This window comes from Phenylobacterium sp. (genome assembly GCF_019636135.1).
Lineage (GTDB): Bacteria > Pseudomonadota > Alphaproteobacteria > Caulobacterales > Caulobacteraceae > Phenylobacterium.
Window position 1 is genome coordinate 25,494 of the sequence record NZ_JAHBYD010000016.1, and the last position, 23,371, is coordinate 48,864.

Consider the following 23,371-nt stretch of genomic DNA (forward strand, 5'->3'; position numbering starts at 1 on the left):
GAGAGGGCCGGGAGAGGGCGGTTCCGAGGTTTGCCGCGGCAGGACGGTCACCCGACGAGGCGCCGCATCGCCGCCCGCGTTCACTCGAGGCGCCACCCAGCCGACCCGGGCGCCGAGCCGCCCTCTCCCGGCCCTCTCCCTCTCCGCTGCGCGGGGGGAGAGGAATGGCTTGCATTGATGTTCCGCAAATGTTCACGTCTTCGCCATGCGCAAGATCCGCATCATCGAGCACGGCCCCCGCATCCGGCGCGCCCGCGAACTCCGCCGCGGCGACACCGACGCCGAAGCCAGGCTCTGGAACGCCCTGCGCGCGCGCCGCCTCGGCGGGTGGCGATGGAAGCGCCAGGTTCCCTGGGGCCCGTTCTTCCTGGACTTCCTCTGCGTCGAGGCGGGGCTCGTCGTGGAGCTCGACGGCGGACATCATTCCGAGCAGGCCGGATACGATGCTCGCCGCACGGCCTACATCGAACGCTCCGGCCTGCGCGTCATCCGCTTCTGGAATCATCAGGTTCTGGAAGGCCGCAGCGACGTCTGTGACGCCATCCTCCACGCCTGCGGCGGCGAAGCCCCACCTCCTCTCCCCCCGTGGAGCGCAGCGTAACGGAGAGGGAGAGGGCAGGGAGAGGGCGGCGCCGAGGTTTGCTGCGGCAGGACGGTCGCCCGACGAGGCCCGGCGGCGCCGCCCGCACTCCTTCGAGGCGCCGCCCAGCCACCCGACACGCCGAGCCGCCCTCTCCCGGCCCTCTCCCTCTCCGCTGCGCGGGGGGAGAGGAGGTGTGGTTGCAACGCCGCGCACTAGGCTTCCACCGCCTCGCCGATGTCCGCGCCCAGGCCGCGCATCAGGTCCACGAAGCCCGGGAAGCTGGTGGCGATCATGCCGGGCTCGTCGACGCGCACCGGCGCCTCGGCCGCCAGGCCCAGCACCAGGTGGCTCATGGCGATGCGGTGGTCGCCGTGCGTCACCACGCCCGCGCCGCCGGCGACCAGGTGGTTGCCCCGCTTGGCGCCGATCACCGTCATCGCCTCGGGCTCCTCCTCGACGCCGATGCCGCAGGCCGCGAGCCCCGCCGCCATCAGGGCGATGCGGTCGCTCTCCTTCACCCGCATCTCGCCGATGCCGCGCATGGTGGTCTTGCCGCTGGCGAAGGCCGCCGCCACGGCCAGGATCGGATACTCGTCGATCATCGAGGGCGCCCGCTCGGGGGGCGTCTCGACGCCCTCCAGCTCGGAATGCCGCGCGGTGACGTCGGCCACCGTCTCGCCGCCCTCGTCGCGCACGTTGGTCACCGAGAGGTCGGCCCCCATCTCGCCCAGGGTGTCGAGCAGCCCGATGCGCGAGGGGTTCAGCAGCATCCCCTGCACCGTCACCTCGGAGCCGGGCGTGATCAGCGCCGCCACCAGCGGGAAGGCCGCCGACGACGGGTCGCCCGGCACATGGATCTTCGTCCCCCGCAGCGTCTGTCCGCCCGGCAGCACGATGTGGCGCCCCGCGCCCAGCTCAAGCACCTCGACCTCGGCGCCGAAGCCGCGCAGCATCCGCTCGGTGTGGTCGCGCGTCGCCTCGGGCTCGATCACCTCGGCCCCGCCGTCCGCATGCAGCCCCGCCAGCAGGACGGCCGACTTCACCTGCGCCGAAGGCTCGGGCAGCGTGTAGGCGATATGCTTCAGCCCGCCGCCCTTCAGGGTCAGCGGCAGCCGGCCGCCCTCGCGGCAGATCCAGGTCGCGCCCATCCGGCCCAGCGGCTTCAGCACCCGGTTCATCGGCCGCCCGCGCAGCGAGGCGTCGCCCGTGAACGTCGCCGACATCGCAAAGCCGGCCGCCGCCCCCATGATCAGCCGCACGCCGGTGCCCGCGTTGCCGCAGTCGACCACGTCGGCCGGCTCGGCGAACCCGCCGCGGCCCTCGACGCGCCACCTTCCCTCGCCCAGGCGCTCCACCCCGGCGCCGAACGCGGCCATCGCCGCGGCGGTCCGGCGCACGTCCTCGCCTTCGAGCAGCCCCTCGATCTCGGTCACGCCGGTGGCGAGCGCGCCCAGGATGAGCGCGCGGTGGCTGATGGACTTGTCTCCCGGCGCACGCACCACGCCCCGTAGGGGGCCGGCTCGCCGGGCGGTCAGTTGGGCCGCCGACATATCTCGAAAACGCGCCTCTCGCTCAGGGTCCGTTTGGGGGGCCAAACTCGTGCGGGCGATTGCTTTGACAGGCGCTCCCCCGCGTGGCAAGGGACGCCGCTTTCCGCGAAATTCCTAATTCAGAGGGTCGCCGCCTTTGGCAAATCCCGAGCTGGGCACCAAGCAAATCTGCCCGAACTGTCAGGCCAAGTTCTACGATCTGAACAAGCGCCCCGCGCACTGCCCGAAGTGCGCGACCGAGTTCGATCCCGACGAAGCCGTCCGCAACCGTCGCGTCCGCGCCCGCACCGTCGTGCCCGAGGACGACCAGGTCGAAGATCAGGTCGCCGGCAAGGAACCCGACGACGAGGAGGAAGAGGAAGAGGCGGCGACGCCCGAACTCGACGAGGTCGCCGACGAGCCGCCGCTGTCGGGCGACGACGACGAAGACGAGACCGAACCGGCCGCCGCCGGCGTGGGCGAAGACCTGGGCGAGTTCAGCGACGACGAGGACGTCGAGGACGAAGCCGACGACGTGCCGTTCCTCGAGGACGAGGACGAGGACGAGTTCGACGAATCCGAGATCGAGGGCCTTCCCGGCGAAGGGGACGAAGACCGATAGTCACGAGAGGGCGGCCCCTGGGCCGCCCTTTTCCGTTCAGGCCGCGTCGCGGCGCGTTCCGCGGCTCCGGGATGACGAAGCCTCCGCCCGCGCGGAGGCGCGAAGGAAGGGCGTGGCGCCTGCGTCAAAAAAAGCCTCAGAAACCGGCTTGATCGCGGGAACCGGTTTGAATAGGTTCCGCGCCTTCCCGGGGCCCAGGCCTCCGGAAGACCCAGGACCTGGGGCTATAGCTCAGTTGGTAGAGCGCTTGAATGGCATTCAAGAGGTCAGGAGTTCGACTCTCCTTAGCTCCACCATGAGGCCCTCACCGCAGACGCGGTGGGGGCCTCATCATTTTCGGGAAGCGCCGCGGCGGCGCCCGGAAGGAAGCGGCCGCGTGGATCAGAAATCGACGGCGAGCGACGTGCTCACGACCCGTCCCGGCGTGAGGTCGTAGGCGCCGCTGCCGCTGGCGCCCAGGATCGAAGATCCCGTCTGCGCTGGCGTGGGCGCGGCCGTCGCCGTCACGCCCGGCGCGGACGATGCGAGCCACGACAGCAGCCGTGCGCGGCGGCCCATCATCGGCGCTCTCCCCGGCCCTCCGACCCACAAGCCCGGCGCGGCAGGTCCAGCGGCGACCGGCGACTGGGGACCGGCCCCCGCAACGGCGGTTTGTTGAAATCGGATCGTTGACAATGTGCTGTTTATGATCGAATTCAACATCAACGGCCATATTTTTACAGAGTCGGATTCATAGAGGGGAATCTACGATGATGCTGGCGAACGGCGTTGAATCAGCCCTGTTCCAGGTCACCCGCTCGCGGCGGGCCCTGCTGCTGGCGGCCGCAGGCGCCGCGCTCGTCGCCACCCCGGCCGCGGCCCAGGCGGACGGCGACAACGTCATCGCCGAGGTCACGATCACGGCGCAGAAGCGGGCCGAGAACGTGCAGGACGTGCCGCTGTCGGTGGCCGTGGTGCAGGGCGAGGCGCTGGAAGCGCTCAAGCTCAACGAAGCGACCGACATCGCGAAGGTCGCGCCCAGCGTCACCTTCATCAACTCGGCTGGCCCGCGGAACTTCGGCTTCTTCGTGCGCGGCATCGGCACCTCGACCTTCGCCGCCGAGACCATCGAAGGCTCCACCGGCTACGTGCTGGACGGCGTGGTGCTGGGCCAGGCCGGCTCGGCCCTGGCCGACCTGCCCGACATCGAGCGGCTGGAAGTGCTGCGCGGACCCCAGGGCACCCTGTTCGGCAAGAACGCCTCGGCCGGCGTCATCAACATCGTCACGAGGCGCCCGTCCAAGGAGCTGGACATCCGCCTCAGCGGCAGTTGGGCCTGGCCGGACGACGAGCGGAAGATCAGCGGCTACGTCTCGGGCCCGATCACCGACACCCTGCGCTTCTCGCTGTCGGGCCGCCGCAACAAGCGTGACGGCATCATCGACAACGTCTTCGACGGCCGCAAATTCAACGACCGCAACGACGGCGGCGTGCGCGGCAAGCTGGAGTGGGAGCCGAGCGACGATCTGACGGCCACCTTCACGGCCGACTACTACAGGCGCGAGGCCGACTGCTGCCTGTGGACCTTCGCCCAGATCGGCGGAGCGCCCTCGGCGCAGGAAGCCCTGGCCGCGGCGGCCGGCATCGTCGCCGGGACCGGCAACTTCAAGCAGAACATCAACGGCGACGTCTTCGCCAACGGCAAGAACTACGGCGCGTCCCTGCAGGTCGACTACGAGCTGGGCGGCGGCTTCACCCTGACCTCGATCAGCGCCTACCGCCGCTGGTTCACCAAGGACGGCCTCGACTCGGACTCCTCGCCGCTCGACAACCTGGACGTCAACTTCGCCTTCCTGAAGCAGAGCCAGGTCAGCCAGGAGCTGCGGGTCGCCTCGCCCACGGGCGGCTTCGTCGACTACGTGGCGGGCCTCTACTACTTCGAGACCGACGTGCATTCGGCCTCGACGCAACTCTTCGCCACCGTGCCGCTGCCGTTCTTCAGCCGCCTGGCGGTGATCGACGCCCAGACCCGCAACATCGCCGCCTTCGGCCAGGCCAACATCAACGTCTCGGACTCGTTCCGCCTGATCGCCGGCGCCCGGGTGCTGAACGAGAAGGTCGAGGCCGACAAGAACCGCCTGGACGTCCGCTTCGGCGGCCGTGACAGCGCCACGGCCTCCAAGAGCGACGACGCCGTCGTCTGGCGCCTGGGCGCCCAGTACGACGTCACCGACGACGTCATGGCCTTCGCCACCGTCACCCGCGGCTACAAGGGCGGCGGCTACGACACCAACATCGGCGTCGGCACCCTGCGCGACGTGCGGCCCGAGAAGCCCACCAGCTACGAGTTCGGCGTCCGCAGCCGGTGGCCCGACCTGCGGCTGGTGGCCAACGCCACGGTCTTCTTCGGCAAGGTGAAGGACTACCAGTCGGCCGGCCGCGACCCGGTCACCGCGACCTACCCGATCGCCAACGGCGAGGCGAAGACGCGCGGCGTCGAGTTCGAGGTCATCGCCCGGCCGTTCGACGACATCGACTTCACCCTGCGGGCCGGCGGCGCCTACGTCGACGCCGAGTGGGGCGACTTCCCCAACGCCCCGTGCTTCGGCGGCCAAACGCTGGCCGAGGGCTGCATCGGCGGCGTCCAGCAGGACCTGACCGGCGCGCGCCTCCCGTTCTCGCCCATGTGGCAGGGCAACATCGCGGGCCACTACGAGACCCCGGTGGCCAACGACTGGCGCCTCACCGTGGACGCCAACCTCAGCTTCCGCTCCGACGCCCTGATCGCGTTCCCGAACAATCCGCGCACCGAGCAGGACGGCTACTCGATCTTCGACATGGCCGTCGGCGTCGGCCCGCAGGACGGGCGCTGGAAGGCCTCGGTCTTCGCCAAGAACCTGTTCGACCAGGACTACCGCGCGGCGATGTTCTCCACGCCGTTCGGCAACGCGCGCAGCCTCAGCCAATTCCAGGTCTACGAGAGCCAGCGCGTGGTGGGCGTCGCCCTGGACCTCGACTTCTGACGTGACATCGGTTCCTCCCCGAACTGGCGCGGGCGCCTCGGCCCCGCGCCGATCTTCTTCCGGGGACAAGGACAGGCCGGCCGACCGCATCGTCTCGGTCAGCCGGTTTGCCGATCCGCTGGTCCAGCCGCCCGTGGACCCCGCGCGCCACCCCAGCCAGGCGACCGCCTACTGGCTCTGGCGCGACATCATCCGCGGCGTCTTCCAGCCCAACGAACGGCTGAAGGTCGAGCACCTGTCGCAGTTCTACGACGTGGGCCAGAGCCCCGTCCGCGAGGCGATCCTCACGCTCTCGACCAGCGGCCTGCTGACCCACGAGCACTTGAAGGGCTACCGCGTCGCCGGCGTCTCGCTGGCCGACTACCGCGACCTGCTCGACATCTACCAGCGGGTCTACCGCCTCGCGCTGGACATGGCCTTCGAGCGCGGCGACGCGGCCTGGGAGGAGCGCGTGATCATCCAGTTCCACCGCTCCCTGCGGGTGCAGAAGGTGCTGCCCGACGGCGACCCCGAGCGTCGCGAGATGTGGCAGATCGCCTACATCAACCTGCACCGGTCCCTGCTGGCCGGCTGCCGCTCGCCGATCCTGGAGGCGCAGTTCGCTGACCTGGGCGGCCGGCTGGAGCGATACGTGAACCTCTACGCCGACCTCGAGAGCGACCGCCTGCGCGACCACCACGCCGAACACCGCGCGATCGTCGACGCCCTGATGGACCGCGACGTCAAACGCCTGACCGGGCTCGTCGACACCTTCTTCGAGACGACCCAGCCGGTGCATAACTCGATCAAGGCCGCGCTGCGCAAACTGGAGGGGCCATGAGCTTCCTGTTCACGGCCCCGGCGGGCCACCGGCTGTCGCCGGCCCGGAAGGCCGCGTTCACGGTCGGCGACTACGCCTGCAACCTCTATTGGCAGAGCGTCTCGATCTACCTGCTGTTCTTCTACACCGACGTGGTGGGGCTCTCGGCCGCCACGGCCGGGCTGATCTACATGATCGCCTCGATCTTCGACGGCGCGATCGATCCGCTGATGGGGGCCGTGGCCGACAAGACGCGCACGAAGCACGGCCGCTACCGGCCCTACCTGATCTGGGGCGCCGCGCCCCTCGGCTTCGCCTTCGTGCTGCTCTACTTCAAGCCGCCGCTGGAGGGCATGGCGCTGGTCACCTGGATCCTGGTGGCGCACCTGATCTTCCGCGTGGCCTACACGGCGCTCTCGATCCCCTACACCTCGCTGAACGCGCGCATCACCGACAGCTCGGCCGAGCGGTCGACCCTGGCCGGCTTCCGCATGATCTTCGCCACGCTGGCGGGCCTCACGATCGCGGCCACGACCCAGCCCCTGGCCGCGGCGCTGGGCGGGGCGGACACCGCCTGGGGCTACACCCTGGCCGCCGCCGTCTACGCCGTGATCGCCACGGCGATCTTCCCGTTCGTCTACCTGACCACCCGGGAGCCGGTCGACGAGCCGGGCGAAAAGGCCCCGCCGATCCGCATGGCGCAGTACTGGGCCGCGGTGCGCGGCAACCGCGCCTTCTGGGCGGTGATGGCGGCCATCTGCACGGCGGTGATCTGCTCCACCGCGCTGGGCAAGTCGGTGCTCTACTACTTCAAATACTACCTGAACGACGAAGCCTCGGGCCGCATCGCCCTGTCGCTCACCGCCGCCTCGGGCCTGGTGATCATCCCGGGATGGATCTTCGCCTCGAAGCTGCTGGGCAAGCGCACCGTCTGGTTCGTCAGCGTCTTCTGGGGCCTGGCGTGCCTCACCGGCTTCGCGCTCAACGACATCCGCGACGCCGGCCTGATGATCGCCTTCCTGCTGCTGACGCACATCAGCTCGCTGGGCGCGGCCATGACCTTCTGGTCGATGCTGCCCGACACCGTCGAGTACGGCGAATGGCGGACGGGGCTGCGGGCCGAGTCCTTCATCTTCGGCCTGGGCCAGTTCTTCCTGAAGGTCGCCCTGGGCCTGGGCGCCGGCATCTTCGGCTGGAGCCTGGATTTCGTGGGCTTCCACCCGAACGTCGCCCAGACGCCCGGGACGCTGGCGGGCCTGAAGACCATCATGGTCGTCCTGCCCATGAGCGGCCTGGCCCTGGGCGGCCTCGCGATGCTGATCTACCCGCTGAGGAAGGGCGTCCACGAGGACATCGTCGAACAGCTCGCCGCCCGCAGACGCGTCCCGCCCGAAGGCGTGGCGGAGACGCAGTAGCCAGCGCGGCCTCCACCCACCTCTTCTCGAACGTCATGGCCGGCCTTGTGCCGGCCACCCATAAACGCAGGCCTCGGTAGGCTTGCAGCGGCGTCCACCGCGGGTCTTCTACGGGCGATGGCGCGTATGGGTGGCCGGGACAAGCCCGGCCATGACGTTCAGGATTTGGCTTCGCCCACCTCGGCCCAGAGCTCCCGCGCCATGTCCTTCAGCATCAGCGCCTCCTCCCAGCGGTCGGAGAACTCCTGCCCATCCGGGCCGGTCAGCGCGTAGTGGGGCGGCCCCAGTTCGGGCATGAACGTCAGCTCGGCGTCGGGGCCGGACCGCCCGATCCAGCTCTCGAAGCCCTCGCGCCACCAGGCCCGCATCTGCCCGACCCAGCCCTGGTGCTGCGGCGCCTTGATCGACACCTGGATCTGGTGCGAGCCGGGCACCCGGCCGTGAAAGGCCCAGGCATGGCGCATCACCTTGGTCATCCGCGCCGCATCGGCCTCGGGGACCGGCAGGGGCATCTCGTGCGTCAGCGGATAGTGCGACAGGTCGGCGGTCAGCTTCAGGCCCGGCATCGCGTCCAGGATGCGGCAGGTGAAGAGGGCGTCGTTGGTCAGCCGCCCCCGGTGCGTTTCGTAGAAGACGGGGATCGTGGCCTTCGCCGCCTCGGCCTCGAACGTCTCCAGGAGCCCGACCGCCTCCGACACCCGGTCGGGCCGCGTCATGATCTGCAGGTTGAGATGATGCGCGCCCAGCGCCTGCGCCCGGTCGATCCAGCGGGCCACGTCGCCGGCGTCGCGCACGAAGCCCACCGCCTCGAAGCTCTTGCCGTGCTCATGCACGCCCTTCGACACCGCCTCGGCGCGGTCGGCGCGCATCAGGCTCACGCCCACCCCGTCGAAGCCGGCGTCGAAGATGCGGGCCAGCACGCCCGGCATGTCGGCCTCCATGTCGAAGGCGGGCAGGGCCTCCATGCCCCAGATGGCCTGGTAGACGAGCAGACGACGCATCACGGAACTCCGCGCTTGGCGCCGCGCCCGGCGGGTTCGGCCACGATCTCCTCGTGGACGCCGTTGCGCAGCGGATGGAACAGCATCGCGATGGCCGGACGGCCCAACATGGACTTCCCGCGCGCCGGGATCCGGCGTCCGGCCGGAGCCGACTATGGCGGCGGGTCGTCGTATCTTCAATCGGAAAAGAGTGGTTTTGGCAAAAACGATATAATTCGATCTAATTCAGCGCAATTTTGATCGAACTCGACGATTTGGGTTCTATAATGCCGGCCGTGAAGGGAGTGCAGCCATGATCACAGACGCCGAGCGCGCCGCATGGGACCGGGACGGGTACTTCTTCCTGCGGGGGGGGGTCGATCCCGAGCTGGCCGCCGCGGTCGAAGCCGAGGTCGTGGACAGGATCCGCGCCGACCCGCCGGAGCGGCACCCGGGCGAGGCGACCTACCTTTCGGGCGAGAACTACCTGATCTACCCCGAGACCGAGCCGTCGCCGGGGGCGAAGAACCCCGAGGACCTGATCTCGAAGGTGTTCAACTGCCACGCCGAAGGCCTGTCGCGCGAGCTGGCCGGCCTGCCCCAGATCTCCCGGCGCGTCGCGGGCCTGCTGGGGCCGGACATCGACTGCTTCCAGAGCCAGTTCATCTTCAAGAACCCCGGCGTCATCGGCCAGCCGTGGCACCAGGACAGCTACTACTTCAAGTTCGACAAGCAGCCGCAGGTGGGCGTCTGGGTGGCGCTGTCGAGGGCGACGCTGGAGAACGGCTGCCTCTGGGTGGTGCCCGGCACGCACGGCCCCGAGAGGATCTTCGAGCACATCCCCGACCGCCGGCCGGCCGCGAACCGCGGCTACCTGGAGATCGTCTCGGAGGACACGAGGGCAAAGACGTCGGCGCTGATGGAGCCGGGCGACGTGCTCTTCTTCCACAGCTACCTGATGCACATGTCGACCGACAACGTGGCCGACTACCGCCGCTCGGCGATGGTCTACCACTACGGCCGCGCCGGCACCCGGGCGCTGACCCCGGAAGGCGCCGCCGTCCTCGCCCGCGTGAACCGCTGGATCCCGATCCTCCGCGCCGCATGACGCGTCCGGATCCGATCGAATGACAGAAATTTATCTAATTTAGATTGACTGCATATTTTCGATGGAATTATGGTCCCTCCAGGATCGACGCACAGGTAAGCCATGGCCGCGCAAGTTTCTGCCGAACCCCGCCTTCACCCCCTGAACAAGGACTTCGTCTGGCAGGACGCGCCGCGCACCGGCCTGCGCACGCTCAGCGCCGGGCAGGTGGACCAGTTCAACGAGGACGGCTTCTTCGTGTACCGCGGCGCCTTCACGCCCGATGAGATCGCCGCCGTCACCGCGGCGATCGATCCGCTGGAGAAGGCCCACGAGGACTTCGTGCGCGAGGAGCAGGGCGGCCGCTTCCGCCTGACGGACTCGGGCACCATCACCTTCACGGCCCACATCGTCGGCAAGTCGCCGGTGCTGCAGGACTTCGCCCGCCACCCGGTCATCAAGGGCATCTGCCACGACCTGATCGGCGACGACGTGCGGCTCTACTGGGACCAGTCGGTCTACAAGAAGACCGAGAAGGTCCAGGAATTCCCCTGGCACCAGGACAACGGCTACACCTTCATCGAGCCCCAGCAGTACCTCACGCTGTGGATCCCGCTGGTGGACGTGGACGAGGAGAACGGCTGCGCCTGGATCGCGCCCAAGCTCCACAAGCTGGGCACGCTGGACCACTGGCTGAGCGACATCGGCAAGGTGTGCCTGACCGACGTGGAGGACGCTGTGGCCGCGCCGGCCAGGGCGGGCGACATCGTGGTGTTCTCGTCGCTGGCCCCGCACCGCACCGGGCCGAACCTGAAGCGCGACACCGTCCGCAAGGCCTACATCCTGCAGTACGCATCCGACGGCTCGCGGACCACGCTGCCCGACGGCCAGGTGATCCCGCAGACGGATCCGGTCAGGCAGTTCAAGATCCTCGAGGGCGGCCGCTAACAGGGAGATCCCGCCATGACGCCGCAGCAGTTGCAGGACCTGGCCGAAGCGTATCGCCGCGACGGCTTCGTCCACGCCAAGGGCCTGATCCCCGCCGGGGAGATCGCGGCCCTGACCCCCGCGGTCGACGAGGCGGTCGCCACGCGCAAGGGCCGCGACACCCGCGCGCTCAGCGAGAAGACCCCCTACGAGCAGTCGTTCATCCAGTGCCAGTACATCTGGGAGGACTTCCCGGGCGTGCGCGGCCTCACCTTCCACCAGAATCTGGGCGAGGCCCTGGGCGCGCTGCTGGGCGCCGGGAAGGTGCGGCTGTGGCACGACCAGGCGCTCTACAAGGAGGCCGGCGGCCGCGAGACCGAGGCCCACCAGGACCACGCCTACTGGCCGATCGCCGAGGCCGACACCATCACCGCCTGGATCCCGCTGACGCCGGTGGACGAGGTGACGGGTTGCATGGGCTACGTCCCCGGCTCGCACCAGGCCGACCTCGAGTTCGTCGACATCTTCCGCGCCCAGGGGCAGGGCGAGGCGCTGGTGGCCCGCCAGGCGGCCGATCCGGTGTTCTGCCCGGCCGAGCCCGGCGACGTGCTGTTCCACTCGGGCCGCACGGTCCACATGGCCAGGCCCAACCGCTCGGACCGCATGCGCCGCGCCTACACGGCCATCTACTTCAAGGACGGCTGCACCCGCGGCGGCGACCGCCCGCACCCGTCGGTCGACCGGGATCGCATCCCGCAAGGCGGCAGGATCGCCGGCGGCGCGACACCGGTCGCCTGGCCCCTCGCCGACGGCCGCTTCCCCGAGCCCCAGCCCTGGCCCGAGAGCCAGGACGAGCGGTTCCTGCGCAGCCGCGCCATGGGCACGATCCCCGGTCGGTGAGGGCCGGGCGCCAGCCGCCGCGCCCGATCCTCCGGCGCGCCACATGGATCGCGCACCCCGCAGCGGGCGGCGACGTCCCCGCCGGCGTGCGCTACTAACCCCATCAGGACCGGCCGCCCGGCGGCCGTCGGCGCTCACGACGGATTGCGTATGACCGAGACCTACCTGGACCCCGCAGCATCGCTGGACGACCGCGTCGCCGACCTCCTCGGCCGCATGACGCTGGAGGAGAAGGTCACGCTGCTGGCCGGGGCCAGCTCGTTCAACCTCCACCCCATAGAGCGCCTGGGCGTGCCGTCGCTGCAGATGACCGACGGGCCCACGGGCGTGCGCTCGATCAAGGGCGTCGCCGCCACCGTCTTCCCCGTGGGCGTCGCCGTCGCGGCCACCTGGAACCCCGACGCCGCCCACGCGGTCGCCGCCGCCATCGCCCGCGAGGCCCACGCGCTCGGCGACCACGTCGTGCTGGCGCCCACCATCAACATGATGCGCATCCCCACCTGGGGCCGGAACTTCGAGACCTATTCGGAAGACCCCTATCTCGCCGGCGTCATGGGCGTAGCCTATGTGAAGGGCCTGCAGGGCGAGGGCGTCGGCGCGTCGCTCAAGCACTACGCCGCCAACAACCAGGAACTCGCCCGCTTCGTCGTGGACGCCCGCGTCGACGAACGCACCCTGCGCGAACTCTACCTCGCCGCCTTCGAACGCGTGGTGGCCGAGGCCGATCCGTGGACGGTCATGGCCTCGTACAACAAGCTGAACGGGACCTACGCCTCCGAGCACCGCGGCCTGCTCACCGACATCCTGAAGGACGAGTGGGGCTACACCGGCATGGTCGTCTCGGACTGGGCCGCCACCCACTCCACCGCCCCGGCCGCCAACGCGGGGCTCGACCTGGAGATGCCCGGCCCGCCGCGCTGGTTCGGCGACAGGCTCCTGGCCGCCGTGCGGGCCGGCGAGGTGTCGCAGGCCCAGATCGACGACAACGCCGGCCGCGTCGTGCGCCTGATCATCCGCTGCGGCCTGATGGACCGCGCCGAGCGGCCCAGGGGCGAGCTCAGGACCGCCCGCCACCAGGCCATCGCCTTCGACGCCGCCTGCGAGGCGATGACCCTGCTGAAGAACGACGGCGGCCTCCTGCCCCTGCCGAAGACCCTGAAGTCGGTGGCCCTGATCGGCCCCAACGCCGCCCGCTGCCTGCTGCAGGGCGGAGGCAGCTCGCGCGTGGTGACCGACCGGGTGAAGACGCCGGTCGAGGGGCTCAAGGACTTCCTGGGCCAGGGCGTCGCGGTGCTGGAGGCGCGCGGCGTCGACAACGATCCCTATCCGGTCACGCCCGACCCCTGGGCCTTCAGCCCCACCGAGGCGCGCGACGCGGAGGGCCTGCTGGGCGAGTACTTCGAATCCGCCGACCTCGGCGGCCAGCCGTTCCGCACCGCCGCCGAGCGCGCCTTCGTCCGGTGGACCGCCCCCCAGATGGCCGCCGCCACCCGCATCACCGCGGGCTCGTTCCGCTGGAGCGGCTGGTTCTGGCCCGACGAGACCGGGCTGCACGAATTCGGCCTGCGCTGCACGGGCGAGGCCGTGCTCACCGTCGACGGCGTCGCGCTGGTCACGCCCGACACCGAGGCCCGGCCCGACCACATCGACGTCATCGGCCAGATGGTCCCGCGACGCCTGGCCGGCATCGAGCTCACCGCCGGCCGCGGCTATCGCGTGCAGATCGACTACACGCCGAAACCCAGGGGCTACGAGTACCTGGGCCTCGGCATCCGCCCGCCGGTCGAGCCCATGGCGCGCGCCATCGAGGCCGCCCGCGAGGCCGACGCGGTGGTCCTGGTCCTGGGCTCGGGCGTCGTCACCGAAGCCGAGGGCTACGATCGCCTCGACATGGCCCTGCCCGGCGGCCAGAACGAACTGGCCCGCCAGGTGCTGGCCGCCAATCCGAACACCGTCGTCGTCATGAACGGCGGCTCGCCCTTCGAACTGCCCTGGATCGACGACGCCCGCGCCGTGATGCAGATGTGGCTGCCGGGCGAGACCGGCCCCGACGCCCTGGCCGCCGTCATCTTCGGCGACCGCGATCCCGGCGGCCGCCTGCCGCTGACCTATCCCGTGGCGTTCGGCGACCATCCGGCCCATGCCGTCGGCCCTGACCCGGCCGTCTGCGACTACGCCGAGGGGCTGGCGATGGGCTACCGCGGCTTCGACCAGTCGGGCGTGCGGCCGCTGTTCCCGTTCGGCCACGGCCTCGCCTACACCACCTTCGACATCCGCGACCTGGACCTGCCCGCGTCGGCAGGGGCCGGCGCGCCCGTCGCCCTCGCCGTCACCGTGGAGAACACCGGCGATCGCGCGGGCTGGGAGGTGGTGCAGGCCTATGTCGGCCAGCTCGACCCGCGCCTTCCGCGCCCGCCCAAGGAACTGAAGGCCTTCGCCAAGATCCGGCTGGAACCGGGCGAAACCCGTCGCGTGACGCTCACCCTGGAGCCTCGCGCCTTCGCCCCCTACGACCCGGCGACGAAGTCCTGGCCCATCGACCCCGGCGACTACGACATCCTGGTCGGCCGCTCCGCCGGCGACATCCGGGTCAAGGGAACGGTGCGCCTGGCCTGACCCTCGGATCGGATGAATTCGCGGGCGCCGGCCCGTTTTCGGACGAAACGCGTTGCAGGGGCGTCGGCCCGCCGCCTTTCAAGCGGAGCCGATAGACTTTAGGATTCCGGGGAACGGATCTGAGAATCGACGCTCCCGGGAATCGCATGCCGACCTCGCTGCCCTCCGTGGCCACCTTCTCCGGCCCCGAACTCGACGCGCTCAGCCCGGACCTCGCCGGGCCCACCGAGCAGGCGGCGTTCTGGCTGGAGCGCGACATCGTCCGGGGCGTCTTCCAGCCCGACGAGCGGCTGAAGGTCGAGCAGCTCACAAAGTTCTACGGGCTGGGCCACAGCCCGATCCGCGAGGCGATCCTGCTGCTCTCGTCCACCGGACTCGTCGTCCACGAGCACCAGAAGGGCTACCGCGTCGCCCCCGTCTCGGTGGCCGACTACATGGACGTCCTCGACGCCTACCAGGCCATCTACCGCATGGTGCTGGCCAAGAGCGTCGAGCGGGGCGACCAGGCCTGGGAGGAGCGCGTCGTGGTCGTCCTCCACCGGACCATGAAGGTGCGCAAGGTGCTGCCCGACGGCGATCCCGTGGCGCGCGAGCTGTGGCAGCGGGCCTACAAGGCCCTGCACCGCGAGCTGCTGTCCGGCTCGGGCTCGCCGGTGCTGCAGCAGATCTACGCCAACCTGGGCGACCGGGCCGAGCGGTACCTCAACCTCTACGCCGACTTCGAGACCGACCGCGAACGCGACCACCACGCCGAGCACCGCGGGATCGTCGACGCCCTGATCGCCCGCGACGGCGAGCGGCTGCACGGCCTCATCAGCCACTTCTTCGCCGGCGCCCAGCCCATGCGTGACGTGGTGATCCAGCGCCTGGAGGAGCTCGAGAGCCAGGGCGGCGGCGGCCGCCGCCGCCGCGCCGCCGCGCCCCCGCGCACGGCCGCTGTCCGGCCTGCGAAGCCCAAGGCCGCCCGCGGACGCCCCCGCAAGCGCGCCTAGGGTCCGCCCTCGATACCGCTCATCCCGGCGAATGCCGGGACCCAGACGGACTGGCGCAAGAGGAGGGTTCCAGGGTCTCCGAGGTCCTCCAATCACACTCCGCGCGCGTGGATCTGGGTCCCGGCATTCGCCGGGATGAGCGGAAATCATTGGATTCCCTCAGAGAGAGTTGGGTGCGGACCCTAGGCCGCCGCCCGCAGGGTGCGGCTCACCGTCTCGATCCGCGCGCCGGCGGCCAGCAGCAGGTCGAGTTCGCGCGCCAGCGTGTCGGCGCGCACCGGGCCCCAGCCCTCGCCGTCCAGCCCGTGGAGGACGAGGACCAGCCAGCCGTCCTCGTCCTCGAGGAAGTCGTCCAGCCGCGCCTTCAGCCGTTCGTCGGCGGGATCGCCGAAGGTGATGCAGTCGACCCGGGGCCGCACCGCCGCGTTCAGCCCCGCGCCGCCCAGCGCCTGGCGCACGCCCAGCACCTGCGGAGCCAGCCCGGCGACGAGGCCCGGCGGGGCCGTCAGGTAGGCGAGGTGGCAGGCGTGGGCGGCAGGGTCGAACCCCGGCAACTCGCGGCGGAAGACGTCGAACGTGCGCGCGAAACCGGCCAGGGCGGCCTCCGGCGCCAGGTCGGCCAGCCGCTCGTGCGCCCAGCCGTGCGGCTCCACCTCGTGTCCCGCCGCGACGGCTTCGCGCCAGAAGCCCCAGTCCGCGACCGGCGCGGCGCGGATGAACGGATCGGCCGTCTCGCCCGGCGCCGCCAGCACGCAGAAGGTGGCGGCCAGGCCTCGCGCCTCGAACAGCGCCCGCACCTTGCCCGCCGTCGCGGCGAACCCGTCGTCGAAGCAGAAGCTGACGGTCCGGCTCACAGCAGCTTCTCGTAGAAATTCCGCGACCAGACATGCTCGCGGCGGATGGCGGCGACGGTGTCGGCAGGCAGGGGGCCCCTGGCCAGCGCGGCGACGGCCTCGTCCACGAACCGCGTCTCGGAAAGGCCCAGCGCCAGCGTCGAAACCCCCGGCAACGACGCCGTGAACCGCAGCGCCAGCTCGGTGAGGCTGCCCGCCACGTCCGGGACGAAGGCGTCGCCCAGCGCCCGCAGCCGCGCGGCGTACTCGGCCGGCGGCGCGTGCTTCAGGAACGTCCGCGCCGCGAAGTCCGCCTCGCCCAGCGCGCCCGTCAGCCCGCCGGAGTCCAGCACGCATCGGGCGATCACGCCCAGCCCGCGCGCTTCGCACAACGGCAGCAGCGCGTTGGCCGGCCGGCTCTCGAACAGGTGGGCGATCACCTGCACGCCGTCCACCAGCCCGCGGCTCACCAGCTCCAGCGCCGCATCATGCTCGTGGTCCTGCACGCTGACCGCGATGAACCGCAGCTTCCCCTCGCCGCGCAGCGCCTGCAGCGTCTCCAGCCAGGAGAGGTCGTGCGTCCAGGCGTAGTGCCACTGGTGCAGGTGGACGATGTCCAGCGTGTCCCGGCCCAGCGCCTTCAGGCTGGCCTCCACCGACTCCCGGACGCCCTCCGGCGGATAGGCCTCGGCCACCGGGCAGGCGAAGCGGTAGGCGTCCCGCGCCCGCGACCGCACCTTGGTCGACACCAGCGGCGCCGGTCCGCGCCAGGCCTTGAGCGTGGCGGCGACGATCTCCTCCGAGCCCGGATAGACCCGCGCCGTGTCGACCAGGTTCACGCCGGCCTCCAGCGCCGCCAGCAGCGAGGGCGCGACGCCGTCCCGGAGTCCCGGGTCGGCGGCGATCGTCATGGCCCCGTAGGTCAGCACGCCGACGTCGGGGCCGGTCCTGCAATAGGCGCGTCGCTCCATGCGACCTGTCTAGGGTTTCGATTGAAAACCGTCCATCACGTAATATTCGATGGATAATCGCATTCCAGGAAAATCCGCCCCGCCGAGGCCGGTGACCCCGGTGTCCCGGACGGTGTAGTCTTCGGCCTCGGCGGCGAGCGATTCGATCGCCCTTTCGGTCAGCCTGGGCACGGATCGGAGACCTTCCACAGGTTTCGCCGCGCGCTGGACTGCCGCTCGAACAGGAACGGCCCGAGACCGAATGAGACAAGGTGAGACAGGGCTTCCGGGGCGCCTGGCGTTCAGGAGGACAGGCGTTCGCCCCTCCGTCAGCTCCGTCCCGGGGGCCACTTCCGCAGGGGTGCGGCCTTCGCCGTTCCAGGGACGCGGAAGGGCGAAGGCGTGACCGGCCGCATCGTCCTCACCAGCGACCACACCGCCATCGCGCTCCGGCAGGCGATCGCCGCCCATGCCGCGGCGCAGGGCTGGGAGGTGGTCGACATCGGCCCCACCACGCCGGAGAGCACGCCCTATCCCGAGCACGGCGCGGCGGCGGCGCGGAGGGTGGCCTCGGGCGACTGCCGGTTCGGCATCGTCCTGTGCGGCACCGGCCAGGGCATCATGATGGCGGCGAACAAGGTGAAGGGCGTCCGCTGCGGCGCCTGCTCCGACACCTTCTCCGCCCGCATGATCCGCCGGCACAACGACGCCAACATGCTGGCCCTGGGCGCGCGCGTCGTGGGCGAGGGCCTGGCGCTCGACATCGTCGACGCCTTCCTGGCCGCCCCGTTCGACGGCGGGCGCCACGCGCCGCGCGTCGAGATGATCAAGGCGCTGGAAGCCTAGCTAGCTGGGCTTGCGCAGCAGGACCGCGTCCTGGGTGTCGTTCAGGTCGTGCGCGCCCACGTGCAGCACCTCGAACAGGCGGCCCCACTCGCGCCGGACGTAGTCGTCGCCGTGGTAGGCCAGCCGGTAGAAGCCGGGCAGGCCGTCGGTGGCCGCCGCCTCGCCCCAGAACGCGAAGCCCGCCTCGGCGGCCTCGGCCTTCACCTGCGGCGGCAGGTCGTAGGCCGCGGCGTTGAGCTTGGTCGTCAGCAGCACGCAGCCGGGACGCAGCACCCGCTTCAGGTCGGCCAGCCAGGCGAACTGGAGGTCCTCCGGCAGGTGCGTGAACACCGAGATGGCGCAGATCAGGTCCATCGACGCGTCCGGGAAGGGCAGCGGCGGGCCCGGCGGGTTCACCCGGAAGTCCGCGACCCCGCCCAGCGACGCCTGCGCCCAGGCGATCGTCTCGGGGTCGATGTCGCTGCCGTGCAGCGCCGCGTCCGGCCGCCGCTCGTGCAGGATCGCGGTGAGCCGGCCGGGGCCGCAGCCGAAGTCCAGGATCGAGCCGAAGCGCGCGAGCGGGAGGCCGGCGCCGGCCAGCAGCGCCTCGATCTGGTCGGCCACCCGCACGCCCGAGGCGTGGAACTGGCCCGCCGCCGCCCCCGCCACGCGCACCTGCAGATGCGGCGGCGGCACGGGCCGCGCCCGCACGGGGCGGCCGAAGACGCGGGCGAGCCAGGCGTCGGTCACCGCGTATTCGAAGGTCCGCGCGCGTCCCTCGGTCGTGACCGTCGCCTCCAGCAGGAAGGGCTCGCGCACACGCTCCGCCGGGGCGGCGCGCAGCAGCGCCGGCAGGTCCGCGTCGGCGTGGAAGCGCAGCGCCTCGACGCCCGGGTGGAATTCCGCGAGCCTCGGCGGCCGGTGGGTGACCACGATCGGGGCCTCGACCCCGTTCACGTGCAGCCGGGTGTCCGGCGCGGCCGGATCGGTGACCTGCGCCCAGCCCCGGAAGTGGAACGGTGCGTCGTCGTCCTCCACCGCGAAGGGCGGATCCAGCGTGATCAGCATGCGAGACATGCCCCTCCACCAGCGGGGTCGGCCAGCATGGCGCTCGCCGCCGGGCGGGCGCAAGAGCCGTCGCGCAGGTTGCGCGAGCCGCAGGGCGCGGCGTAAATCCCGGGCATGAGGATCACCGTCCGCCTTGCCGCGCCCGCGCTCGTCGCCCTCCTGGCCCTCGCCGGCTGCGACCAGCCCAAGTTCCGGGACAAGGGCGCCGAGCCCGCCGCTGCCGCCGCCGTCGCCGACGCCGCCGAGCAGGCGCCCAAGGCCCGCGAGATCCCGACCAGGGCCGAGCCGGTCCCGGCCCCGCCCGAATGGGCCTCGGCCGTCATGGGCAAGACCCTGCGCGCGGTCTACCCGAAGACCGGCATCTGCAAGGGCAACACCGACATCGTGGACGCGAAGTTCACCGGCGACCCGCCGGGGACCCGGCTTCTCGGCTGGGGCTGGGACACGCCGAAGAAGGTCCGCGTGGCCAGGGTCGTCCTCGTCGACAGGACGATGAGCATCGTGGGCGCCGGCGCCGGGGGCGTGGAGCGCCTCGACGTGACGCAGGCCCTGCCCGAGGTCACCGACAAGATGAGCGGCTGGACCGCCGTGACCCGGCTCACCGCCGGTCCGCTCGACGCCTACGGGGTGGTCGGCGACGGCGACGCCATCTGCCCGCTGGGCCACATCGAGTTCTGACGCCGAGCCCCGGGCCGCATGTCCCGCAGTCCCTCCCCCGACGCGCTCGACAGGGCGCCGTGGCTGGCCGCAGCGGTCTTTTCCGCCGTGCTCGCCGTCGCCTTCGCCTGGCCGAGCTGGCCGGGCTACATGAGCTACGACAGCCTGTTCGCCTACGAGCAGGCCCTCTACGGCGTGGGCACCAGCCTCTGGCCGCCGCTGCACACCTACATGTTCGTCGCCAGCCGCGCGGTCGGGGCCGACACCTGGGGCGTCCTGCTCGCCCAGACCTTCGCGCTGCTGTTCGGCGCGGCGCTGGTGCTGCACAGCCTGGTCGCGCGCCGCGCCCTGGCCTGGACGCTGTGGGCGCTGTTCGTGGGCGGCCTCGCCTTCTTCCCGACCCTGCTGGGCTCGATGATGGCCCACTGGCGCGACGTGCCGACCGGCAGCTTCGCGGTGCTGGGCTTCGGGCTGTGGCTGCAGGCGGCGCGGCTGCGGTCCTGGCCGCTGCTGATCCTGGCCGTCGTGTCGTTCGGCGTCTCGGTCGGCCTGCGCTACAACGCCTTCGTGCTCGCCGCGCCCGCGCTCCTGCTGATGGTCTGGCGGCCGTTCCTCGGCGCGGCCGCGCCGATCGCCGCCCGCGCCGCGACCCTGGCGCTGGTCGTCGCCAGCCTCGGCCTCGCCTGGGCCTCGACCCAGTGGCGCCTGCCCGACCTCGCGCGCCTGCCCGACGCGAAGAACATCGCCGGCACCCAGCTCTTCGACGTCATCGGCATCTCGGCCTGCTCGGGCGTGAACTACCTGCCGAAGGGGGTCACCGGCGGCCGGCCGATCACCGTCGCCCAGATCCGCCGCGCCTACGATCCGCGCCACCTGCTCTCGACCCTCGCGCCCCACCCGGGCCAGCCGAAGCTGCTGGAGACCGACGCGGGCGGGCAGGTCGGCGAGGCCTGGGCGCGCCTGCTCACCGCCGAGCCCGGCTGCTACCTCGCCCACCGCTCGGCCGTGTTCGTCGAGCAGATGGGGATGCTGAAGGAGGGGGTCTTCTATCCCGTCCACGGCGGCATCGACGCCAACGCCTTCGGCCTCGCGCTCTCCCACCCCGGCCTCGCGGACAAGGTCGGCGGCTACGTCCGCGACACCGCGCCGGAGTTCCCGCGCCGCCCGTTCTGGCTCTACGTCGGGGCGGTCGTGCTGGGCCTCGCCGCGGCGGCGCGAGCCCGTCAGCACGCGGTCCTCCTGCTCGCGATCCTGGCCGGGATCCTGGCCTACCCGGCGCTGCTCTTCATCGCCGGCCCGGCGGCCGACGCGCGCTACATCTTCCCGTCCAGCGCCATGGCCCTCCTGCTCTGCGTGCTGAGCCTCGGCCTGCTGGCCGGCCGCGGGAGCCGCCGATGAGAGCCCGCGGACAGGCCGTCGCCGCCCATCCGCTGCGCCGCCACGACGACCGGCCGGCGCCGGCCCTGTCGGTCGTGGCGCCCTGCTACAACGAGCAGGAGGGCCTGGCCGCCTTCGTCGAGCGGATGACCGCCGCCTGCGCCGCCGTGGCCGGCGACGACTACGAGCTGCTGCTGGTCAACGACGGCTCGCGCGACGCCACCTGGAGCGTGATCCAGGCGATGGCGGCCGGCCATCCGGGCGTCGTGGGCGTCAACCTCTCGCGCAACTACGGCCACCAGCTCGCGGTCACCGCCGGGCTGGCGCTCGCCCGCGGCGGCCGCGTCCTGATCATCGACGCCGACCTGCAGGACCCGCCCGAGCTGCTGGGCGAGCTCTCGGCCCGCATGGACGAGGGTTACGACGTCGTCTACGCGCGCCGCCGCACCCGCGCCGCCGAGAGCCGCTTCAAGCTGGCCACCGCCGACCTCTTCTACCGCCTCCTGGGCCGCCTCTCCGACGTGCGCATCCCGCGCGACGTGGGCGACTTCCGCCTGGTCTCGCGCAAGGTGGTCGACCGCCTGAACGCCATGCCCGAGCAGGACCGCTTCATCCGCGGCATGGTCGCCTGGCTGGGCGGCCGCCAGACCGAGGTGCTGTACGACCGCGACGCCCGCTTCGCCGGCGAGACGCACTACACGTTCGGCAAGATGCTGAAGCTGGCCGTGGCGGGCCTGACCGGCTTCTCCACCGTGCCGCTGCGCCTCGCCATCGTCTTCGCGGCCATGGGCATGTTCATCGCCCTCGGCGTGCTGGGCTACGTGCTCTGGGGCTTCATGACCGGCAACGTGGCGCGCGGCTGGACCTCGCTGGCGCTGATCGTCGTCTTCTTCGGCATCGGCCAGTTCGCCTGCCTCGCGGTGCTGGGCAGCTACATCGGCCGCATCTTCATCGAGGTGAAGGACCGGCCCCTCTACTTCGTCGACGAGATCGTCTCGGGCCGGAAGGGCGGCGCGCCGTGAAGGCTTCCGAGTTCGACAAGTTCGCCGAGGAGTACCTCGCGACCCACAAGGGCAACATCGCCATCACCGGCGAGGACCCCGAGTACTTCGCCCGCTACAAGATCGAGACCGTCGCCGCGCGGCTGAAGGCGCTGGGCCTGCCCGCCCCGAAGCGCGTCCTCGACTTCGGCTGCGGCATCGGCAATTCCGCGCCGCACCTGCGCGCCGCCTTCCCCGACGCCGGGATCGTGGGCCTCGACGTCTCCGAGAAGAGCCTCGCGGTGGCCCGCCAGCGCTTCCCGGGCGTCGCCGACTTCCGCCGCTACGAGGGCGGCGCCGACATGCCGCTGGAGCCCGGCTTCGACCTCGCCTTCTCGGCCTGCGTCTTCCACCACATCGAGGCGGCCGAACACGTGGCCCTGTTCGCCGCCCTGAAGGCCCAGCTCGCGCCCGGCGGCGTGCTCGCGGTCTTCGAGCACAACCCCCTGAACCCGGTCAGCCGCTACATCGTGGCCACCTGCCCGTTCGACGAGGACGCGGTCCTGATCCGCGCCGGCGAGTTCGCGCGCCGCCAGCGCCGCGCCGGGTTCGGCCGTGTCGACGTCGCCTACACCGGCTTCTTCCCCGGCCCGCTGAAGGCCCTGCGCCCGCTGGAGCGCGCCATGACCTGGCTGCCGCTCGGCGCCCAGTACTACACCCTTGCCCGCGCCTGATCTGAAGCGCGAAGCCGGCACGGTCGCCCGCTTCGGCCTGGCCGGCCTCGCCAACACCGGCTTCGGCCTGGCGGTCATCCTGGGGCTCGAGCTGGGCCTGGGCGTCGAGCGCCACCTCGCCAACGCCGCGGGCTATGCGGCCGGCGCCCTCCTGGGCTTCGTCCTCAACCGCCGCTTCGTCTTCACCGGGCCTGCGTCGGAACGCGGGCTGAAGACCCGCTATCTCCTGACCCTCGCCGTCGCCTTCGCGGTGAACCAGGGCGTGCTCACCGCCGGCGCCGCGATCCTGCCTGCCGGCGACCTCGGCCGCACCGTCGCCCAGCTCTGCGCGCTCGGCAGCTACACCGTCACCCAGTTCCTGCTGATGCGCCTGTGGGTGTTCCGGGCGCGTTCCTGAGCGCGTGTTGCGCCGCAGCGCGGCAATCCCCACATACGGACGGTCCGGTCGGGGCGTGCCTCTCGGGGGCGCACCGGCCGGGGAGTCGCTTCTTCGAG

At 71.3% G+C, this 23,371-nt stretch carries 23 protein-coding genes and 1 tRNA gene; 17 read left to right on the forward strand and 7 right to left on the reverse strand.

Features of this window, described 5'->3' with window-relative positions:
• The first annotated feature begins 205 nt into the window (after nucleotides 1-205).
• Complete coding sequence (locus tag KF737_RS12465; RefSeq protein ID WP_296454933.1) at nucleotides 206-601, forward strand: endonuclease domain-containing protein; 396 nt, start codon at nucleotides 206-208, stop codon at nucleotides 599-601.
• A 194-nt stretch (nucleotides 602-795) separates the two neighbouring features.
• Here KF737_RS12465 and aroA read toward each other — a convergent pair whose 3' ends face one another.
• Complete coding sequence (gene aroA, locus KF737_RS12470; protein ID WP_296454935.1) at nucleotides 796-2,133, reverse strand: 3-phosphoshikimate 1-carboxyvinyltransferase; 1,338 nt, start codon at nucleotides 2,131-2,133, stop codon at nucleotides 796-798.
• 136 nt (nucleotides 2,134-2,269) lie between these two features.
• On the opposite strand from aroA, the gene KF737_RS12475 reads away from it, so the two are divergent.
• Both KF737_RS12475 and KF737_RS12480 read left to right on the forward strand, forming a co-directional pair.
• Nucleotides 2,270-2,734, forward strand: a complete 465-nt coding sequence (locus KF737_RS12475; RefSeq protein ID WP_296454939.1) for a TIGR02300 family protein — start codon at nucleotides 2,270-2,272, stop codon at nucleotides 2,732-2,734.
• 220 nt (nucleotides 2,735-2,954) lie between these two features.
• Nucleotides 2,955-3,030 (forward strand) — tRNA-Ala (locus KF737_RS12480).
• 85 nt (nucleotides 3,031-3,115) lie between these two features.
• Here the strand turns inward: KF737_RS12480 and KF737_RS12485 are convergent.
• On the reverse strand, nucleotides 3,116-3,295 hold the full coding sequence (locus KF737_RS12485; protein WP_296454942.1) for a hypothetical protein: 180 nt from the start codon (nucleotides 3,293-3,295) through the stop codon (nucleotides 3,116-3,118).
• A 188-nt stretch (nucleotides 3,296-3,483) separates the two neighbouring features.
• Here KF737_RS12485 and KF737_RS12490 point away from each other — a divergent pair, with 188 nt between their 5' ends.
• From KF737_RS12490 to KF737_RS12500, 3 genes are read left to right on the forward strand one after another with little or no spacing between them, the layout of a single operon-like run.
• Nucleotides 3,484-5,736, forward strand: a complete 2,253-nt coding sequence (locus KF737_RS12490) for a TonB-dependent receptor (protein WP_296454946.1) — start codon at nucleotides 3,484-3,486, stop codon at nucleotides 5,734-5,736.
• Between the two features lies 1 nt (nucleotide 5,737).
• Nucleotides 5,738-6,556, forward strand: a complete 819-nt coding sequence (locus KF737_RS12495; RefSeq protein ID WP_296454949.1) for a GntR family transcriptional regulator — start codon at nucleotides 5,738-5,740, stop codon at nucleotides 6,554-6,556.
• The gene (locus KF737_RS12500) at nucleotides 6,553-7,950 is read left to right on the forward strand and encodes an MFS transporter (protein WP_296454952.1); all 1,398 of its coding nucleotides are present in this window, start codon (nucleotides 6,553-6,555) and stop codon (nucleotides 7,948-7,950) included. Before KF737_RS12495 ends, KF737_RS12500 begins: the two co-directional genes overlap by 4 nt.
• Nucleotides 7,951-8,108: 158 nt before the next feature.
• Here the strand turns inward: KF737_RS12500 and KF737_RS12505 are convergent, their stop codons facing one another.
• Nucleotides 8,109-8,951: a hypothetical protein gene (locus tag KF737_RS12505; RefSeq protein ID WP_296454955.1), complete on the reverse strand. Its 843-nt coding sequence runs from the start codon at nucleotides 8,949-8,951 to the stop codon at nucleotides 8,109-8,111.
• A 292-nt stretch (nucleotides 8,952-9,243) separates the two neighbouring features.
• On the opposite strand from KF737_RS12505, the gene KF737_RS12510 reads away from it, so the two are divergent.
• The 5 genes from KF737_RS12510 (at nucleotide 9,244) to KF737_RS12530 (ending at nucleotide 15,452) form a co-directional block, all read left to right on the forward strand.
• Nucleotides 9,244-10,038, forward strand: coding sequence for a phytanoyl-CoA dioxygenase family protein (locus tag KF737_RS12510; RefSeq protein WP_296454958.1), 795 nt, complete (start codon nucleotides 9,244-9,246; stop codon nucleotides 10,036-10,038).
• 102 nt (nucleotides 10,039-10,140) lie between these two features.
• On the forward strand, nucleotides 10,141-10,965 hold the full coding sequence (locus KF737_RS12515; RefSeq protein ID WP_296454962.1) for a phytanoyl-CoA dioxygenase family protein: 825 nt from the start codon (nucleotides 10,141-10,143) through the stop codon (nucleotides 10,963-10,965).
• Between the two features lie 15 nt (nucleotides 10,966-10,980).
• Nucleotides 10,981-11,844, forward strand: coding sequence for a phytanoyl-CoA dioxygenase family protein (locus KF737_RS12520; protein WP_296454964.1), 864 nt, complete (start codon nucleotides 10,981-10,983; stop codon nucleotides 11,842-11,844).
• Between the two features lie 150 nt (nucleotides 11,845-11,994).
• Complete coding sequence (locus KF737_RS12525) at nucleotides 11,995-14,460, forward strand: beta-glucosidase (protein ID WP_296454969.1); 2,466 nt, start codon at nucleotides 11,995-11,997, stop codon at nucleotides 14,458-14,460.
• A 146-nt stretch (nucleotides 14,461-14,606) separates the two neighbouring features.
• Nucleotides 14,607-15,452 carry an FCD domain-containing protein gene (locus KF737_RS12530; RefSeq protein WP_296454974.1) on the forward strand — a complete coding sequence of 282 codons (846 nt, stop codon included), beginning with the start codon at nucleotides 14,607-14,609 and terminating at the stop codon, nucleotides 15,450-15,452.
• Nucleotides 15,453-15,634: 182 nt separating this feature from the next.
• Here KF737_RS12530 and KF737_RS12535 read toward each other — a convergent pair whose 3' ends face one another.
• Genes KF737_RS12535 through KF737_RS12545 form a run of 3 tightly spaced genes read right to left on the reverse strand, consistent with a single transcriptional unit; the run spans nucleotide 15,635 to nucleotide 17,427 of the window.
• Nucleotides 15,635-16,306: a polysaccharide deacetylase family protein gene (locus KF737_RS12535; protein WP_296454977.1), complete on the reverse strand. Its 672-nt coding sequence runs from the start codon at nucleotides 16,304-16,306 to the stop codon at nucleotides 15,635-15,637.
• Nucleotides 16,303-17,256, reverse strand: a complete 954-nt coding sequence (locus KF737_RS12540; protein WP_296454979.1) for an aldo/keto reductase — start codon at nucleotides 17,254-17,256, stop codon at nucleotides 16,303-16,305. The genes KF737_RS12535 and KF737_RS12540 overlap by 4 nt, the downstream gene beginning before the upstream one ends.
• 9 nt (nucleotides 17,257-17,265) lie before the next feature.
• Complete coding sequence (locus KF737_RS12545) at nucleotides 17,266-17,427, reverse strand: hypothetical protein (protein ID WP_296454983.1); 162 nt, start codon at nucleotides 17,425-17,427, stop codon at nucleotides 17,266-17,268.
• A 210-nt stretch (nucleotides 17,428-17,637) separates the two neighbouring features.
• Between KF737_RS12545 and rpiB the strand changes: the two genes are divergently transcribed.
• Nucleotides 17,638-18,081 (forward strand): ribose 5-phosphate isomerase B, encoded by a 444-nt coding sequence (rpiB, locus tag KF737_RS12550; protein WP_296454987.1) that lies wholly within the window; start codon nucleotides 17,638-17,640, stop codon nucleotides 18,079-18,081.
• On the opposite strand, the gene KF737_RS12555 is transcribed toward rpiB, so the two are convergent.
• Entirely contained in the window at nucleotides 18,082-19,128 is a 1,047-nt protein-coding gene (locus KF737_RS12555) for a trans-aconitate 2-methyltransferase (RefSeq protein ID WP_296454990.1), read from the reverse strand.
• 114 nt (nucleotides 19,129-19,242) lie between these two features.
• Between KF737_RS12555 and KF737_RS12560 the strand changes: the two genes are divergently transcribed.
• From KF737_RS12560 to KF737_RS12580, 5 genes are read left to right on the forward strand one after another with little or no spacing between them, the layout of a single operon-like run.
• A complete protein-coding gene (locus KF737_RS12560; protein WP_296454993.1) occupies nucleotides 19,243-19,806 on the forward strand; it encodes a hypothetical protein in 564 nt (187 codons plus the stop codon).
• A gap of 18 nt (nucleotides 19,807-19,824) precedes the next feature.
• Nucleotides 19,825-21,183, forward strand: a complete 1,359-nt coding sequence (locus KF737_RS12565) for a hypothetical protein (RefSeq protein WP_296454996.1) — start codon at nucleotides 19,825-19,827, stop codon at nucleotides 21,181-21,183.
• Nucleotides 21,180-22,184, forward strand: coding sequence for a glycosyltransferase family 2 protein (locus KF737_RS12570; protein ID WP_296455001.1), 1,005 nt, complete (start codon nucleotides 21,180-21,182; stop codon nucleotides 22,182-22,184). Before KF737_RS12565 ends, KF737_RS12570 begins: the two co-directional genes overlap by 4 nt.
• Nucleotides 22,181-22,876 (forward strand): trans-aconitate 2-methyltransferase, encoded by a 696-nt coding sequence (locus tag KF737_RS12575; RefSeq protein ID WP_296455004.1) that lies wholly within the window; start codon nucleotides 22,181-22,183, stop codon nucleotides 22,874-22,876. The genes KF737_RS12570 and KF737_RS12575 overlap by 4 nt, the downstream gene beginning before the upstream one ends.
• Nucleotides 22,863-23,273 (forward strand): GtrA family protein, encoded by a 411-nt coding sequence (locus tag KF737_RS12580; RefSeq protein ID WP_296455008.1) that lies wholly within the window; start codon nucleotides 22,863-22,865, stop codon nucleotides 23,271-23,273. The genes KF737_RS12575 and KF737_RS12580 overlap by 14 nt, the downstream gene beginning before the upstream one ends.
• Nucleotides 23,274-23,371 lie beyond the last annotated feature (98 nt).

Excerpts from the sequence above, each read along its gene's own strand:
- KF737_RS12465 (WP_296454933.1), top strand. The coding sequence starts at position 206 with ATGCGCAAGATCCGCATCATCGAGCACGGCCCCCGCATCCGGCGCGCC.
- aroA (WP_296454935.1), bottom strand. The coding sequence starts at position 2,133 with ATGTCGGCGGCCCAACTGACCGCCCGGCGAGCCGGCCCCCTACGGGGC.
- KF737_RS12485 (WP_296454942.1), bottom strand. The coding sequence starts at position 3,295 with ATGATGGGCCGCCGCGCACGGCTGCTGTCGTGGCTCGCATCGTCCGCG.
- KF737_RS12490 (WP_296454946.1), top strand. The coding sequence starts at position 3,484 with ATGATGCTGGCGAACGGCGTTGAATCAGCCCTGTTCCAGGTCACCCGC.
- KF737_RS12500 (WP_296454952.1), top strand. The coding sequence starts at position 6,553 with ATGAGCTTCCTGTTCACGGCCCCGGCGGGCCACCGGCTGTCGCCGGCC.
- KF737_RS12505 (WP_296454955.1), bottom strand. The coding sequence starts at position 8,951 with ATGCGTCGTCTGCTCGTCTACCAGGCCATCTGGGGCATGGAGGCCCTG.
- KF737_RS12510 (WP_296454958.1), top strand. The coding sequence starts at position 9,244 with ATGATCACAGACGCCGAGCGCGCCGCATGGGACCGGGACGGGTACTTC.
- KF737_RS12515 (WP_296454962.1), top strand. The coding sequence starts at position 10,141 with ATGGCCGCGCAAGTTTCTGCCGAACCCCGCCTTCACCCCCTGAACAAG.
- KF737_RS12520 (WP_296454964.1), top strand. The coding sequence starts at position 10,981 with ATGACGCCGCAGCAGTTGCAGGACCTGGCCGAAGCGTATCGCCGCGAC.
- KF737_RS12525 (WP_296454969.1), top strand. The coding sequence starts at position 11,995 with ATGACCGAGACCTACCTGGACCCCGCAGCATCGCTGGACGACCGCGTC.
- KF737_RS12530 (WP_296454974.1), top strand. The coding sequence starts at position 14,607 with ATGCCGACCTCGCTGCCCTCCGTGGCCACCTTCTCCGGCCCCGAACTC.
- KF737_RS12540 (WP_296454979.1), bottom strand. The coding sequence starts at position 17,256 with ATGGAGCGACGCGCCTATTGCAGGACCGGCCCCGACGTCGGCGTGCTG.
- KF737_RS12555 (WP_296454990.1), bottom strand. The coding sequence starts at position 19,128 with ATGCTGATCACGCTGGATCCGCCCTTCGCGGTGGAGGACGACGACGCA.
- KF737_RS12560 (WP_296454993.1), top strand. The coding sequence starts at position 19,243 with ATGAGGATCACCGTCCGCCTTGCCGCGCCCGCGCTCGTCGCCCTCCTG.
- KF737_RS12565 (WP_296454996.1), top strand. The coding sequence starts at position 19,825 with ATGTCCCGCAGTCCCTCCCCCGACGCGCTCGACAGGGCGCCGTGGCTG.
- KF737_RS12570 (WP_296455001.1), top strand. The coding sequence starts at position 21,180 with ATGAGAGCCCGCGGACAGGCCGTCGCCGCCCATCCGCTGCGCCGCCAC.